Genomic DNA, 2,076 nt, shown 5'->3' on the forward strand with positions numbered 1-2,076 from the left:
GACCAGCGGACCTACCTGCAGGCTGAATTCTCGGAACTGCAGGAAGAAATCGACGGTATTGCCAAAGGCACCCGCTACAACGGTGAATCGCTGCTCGATGGTACCGGCTCGATGTCTTCGGGCGTTGACTTCATGGTCGGTACCTCGACCACCGACGTCATCAGCGTGCAGATCGACGACGTTGATTCGACCGAACTGGGTGTGAATACCTCTGCCATCAACGTCAGCTCCCAGTCGGGTGCCCAGACGGCTCTGACCGCCATTGATGCCGCGATTACCTCTGTGGCGAGTTCCCGTGCGGAAATCGGTGCGTCGATGTCCCGCTTCGAATTCCGCTCGGACACCATCGCCACCTCGATCGAAAACACCGAGGCAGCGAATTCGGCGATCACCGATACCGATGTGGCGACCGAGCAGACCAAGCTGTCGTCGGCGGAAGTGAAGACCCAGGCGGCTATTGCTGCGCTCAGCTCGGCCAACGAAATGCCGCAGAACCTGCTGGACCTGCTGCGTTAACGGTTGCCAGGTCGCGGTGGAAGATCCTCTTTCCACTGCATTCTGCCTGACACGCTTATCAAGCCCTGCGCTCTTGTTTGCGAGCGCAGGGCTTTTTGTATTGGCCCACCGATTCTTTGAGCATTTTCAAGTTGACCGCCTACGGTCAACGGCTCGGAAAATGCGGCGCTAGACCAGCGTGCCTGCGTCAGATTTAACGCGCGCTGGTCCAGGGTCAGGGAGTCTTCATCCTCTCGGGCTATTGGTCGTAGGCAAAGGGTTGGTACTTTGTATGCATACTTTGGTCGCATTATTTTTACTTTTGGTCGAAAAAGGCGAGGGAATTGCGCCAGGAAAGAAATACGGGGTCGTATTACCCACTGAAAAGCCGGTCCGAAGACTGGTTTGGCCGTGAATGGTCACGGCAACTTCTCGAATGGAGTCGTACACCATGCCCGTCATTAGTACCAATACCGCTGCCAACTCCGCCCTGCGTTTCCTGAACGCCAACAGCAGTGAACAGTCCAGCTCGCTGTCGAAAATTGCCAGCGGCTCGCGCATCAACAAGGCTTCCGATGATGCCGCCGGTCTGGCCATCTCGACCGGCCTGTCCTCGGACGTGACCACCCTGAACCAGGCGGCGACCAACGCGTCGCAGGCGTCGTCGATCCTGCAGATTGCTGACGGCGGCATGTCCAACATTGCCGACATCCTGGAACGCATGAAGGCTCTGGCCACCCAGTCGAACTCCGGCTCGGTGACCGATGACCAGCGGACCTACCTGCAGGCTGAATTCTCGGAACTGCAGGAAGAAATCGACGGTATTGCCAAAGGCACCCGCTACAACGGTGAATCGCTGCTCGATGGTACCGGCTCGATGGCTTCGGGCGTTGACTTCATGGTCGGCACCTCGACCACCGACGTCATCAGCGTTACGATTGATAATGTTGATACGACCGAATTGGGGGTGGATGCCTCTACCATTAACGTCGGCACCCAGTCGGATGCTCAGGCTGCCCTGACCGCCATTGATGCCGCAATCGACACCGTTTCCAGCTCGCGGGCTGAAATCGGTGCATCGATGTCGCGCTTCGAGTTCCGTGCGGACACCATCGCCACCTCGATCGAAAACACCGAGGCAGCGAATTCGGCGATCACCGATACCGACGTGGCGACCGAGCAGACCAAGCTGTCGTCGGCGGAAGTGAAGACCCAGGCGGCGATTGCGGCGCTCAGCTCGGCCAACGAAATGCCGCAGAACCTGCTGGACCTGCTGCGCTAATTCTACCCGTTTCTCCGCTCAAACACGGAATCCCCGCACTACCTCCCTCCCGGTGGTGCGGGGATTTGTTTTGTTGTGATCACCCTGTTCGAAATGACGAAAAAACTTTCGGGAAACGCGCCAGGAAAGAAAAGCGGGGCCGTATTACCCAATGAAAAGCCGGTCCGAAGACTGGTTCCGCCGTGAATGGTCGCGGCAGCTTCTCGAATGGAGTCGTTCATTATGCCCGTCATTAGCACCAATACCGCTGCCAACTCTGCCCTGCGTTTCCTGAACGCCAACAGCAGTGAACAGTCCAG

Annotated in this window: 2 protein-coding genes; both read left to right on the top strand. The window is 57.7% G+C overall.

Going from position 1 to position 2,076, the window contains the following annotated elements; all coding sequences use genetic code 11:
- On the top strand, positions 1–516 hold a 516-nt coding region (locus BW995_RS20130; protein WP_281251154.1), incomplete at its 5' end, for a flagellin.
- Positions 517–946: 430 nt separating this feature from the next.
- Entirely contained in the window at positions 947–1,777 is an 831-nt protein-coding gene (locus BW995_RS20135) for a flagellin (RefSeq protein ID WP_076402223.1), read from the top strand.
- The last annotated feature ends 299 nt before the right edge of the window (positions 1,778–2,076 follow it).

The sequence above is a fragment of the Insolitispirillum peregrinum genome, assembly GCF_900156605.1.
Classification (GTDB): Bacteria; Pseudomonadota; Alphaproteobacteria; order Rhodospirillales; family Rhodospirillaceae; genus Insolitispirillum; species Insolitispirillum peregrinum.

Excerpts from the sequence above, each read along its gene's own strand:
- BW995_RS20135 (WP_076402223.1), top strand. The coding sequence starts at position 947 with ATGCCCGTCATTAGTACCAATACCGCTGCCAACTCCGCCCTGCGTTTC.